The organism is Nitratidesulfovibrio oxamicus, from assembly GCF_015731765.1.
In the GTDB taxonomy this organism is placed as follows: domain Bacteria; phylum Desulfobacterota; class Desulfovibrionia; order Desulfovibrionales; family Desulfovibrionaceae; genus Cupidesulfovibrio; species Cupidesulfovibrio oxamicus.
On the sequence record NZ_VRYY01000697.1, the window covers coordinates 1 to 755 of the forward strand.

A 755-nucleotide genomic window follows, 5' to 3' on the forward strand; every position below is an offset into this window, starting at 1 on the left:
GCGTGGGGCGCGGTTTCCGCGAAGGCCCGGCAAGCGCCGGGGGCGGAACCTGCGCGCGGCACGCGGTGCCGGGCGGTTCGGCTGCACCTGCGGGTGGTGCACGGCACCCCCTGTACGACAGAGGAATGAAGCCTGTGCCGCGCGGCGGGTGGCCGAACCCATCTCAGATAAGTCAAATACTTGCGGTTGGCAATGTGCGCGCCCTTGATTCACGCGCATTGCTCCGGAATGACAGGGAATCGTGACGCAGGCGCGTGAGGCGGACAATGCCGATACGGGTGCAGGCGGCAACGCGATGGTCGAATGGCATGCAAAACGGACGGGCGGCGGCTTCGGGCATGACGTGCCGATGCCGCCGCCCGCAAGGATGCACGGGAAAGGCGATGCGGACGCGGACCGGACTAGGCGTGCGGCACACCCACCACGTCCAGCCAGTGCAGCACGCGCACGTCAGGGGGCGCGGTTGCGGCCAGTTGCAGGGTACAGCCGCTGCATCCCGCAAGCACGGTGATGTCCGGCTGCCGTGTCGCGTTGGCTGTTGCGGCGGGTGTGGAGGCGGCGGATGTGGTGGAAGCCGCATCCGGCGAGGAGGGTGCGCAGGACGAGGATGGCGCGGGAATGGACGCGGCGGCGCGTTCCGGCAGCAGTGCGTTCCAGCAGGCATCGGCCACGGTGCGTGAAAGGTCGGGCGCGGCCAGTTGCAGCACGCCGCCCATGCCGCAGCAGTTCACCCCGCCGGGGGCGCGCATGCGGCT

The 755-nt window shown here is 69.9% G+C and carries 1 pseudogene; it reads right to left on the reverse strand.

Annotated elements, in window-relative coordinates:
• Positions 1 to 401: 401 nt before the first annotated feature.
• Positions 402 to 755 (reverse strand): annotated as a pseudogene (locus FVW20_RS17380) ((Fe-S)-binding protein); the annotation flags it as partial.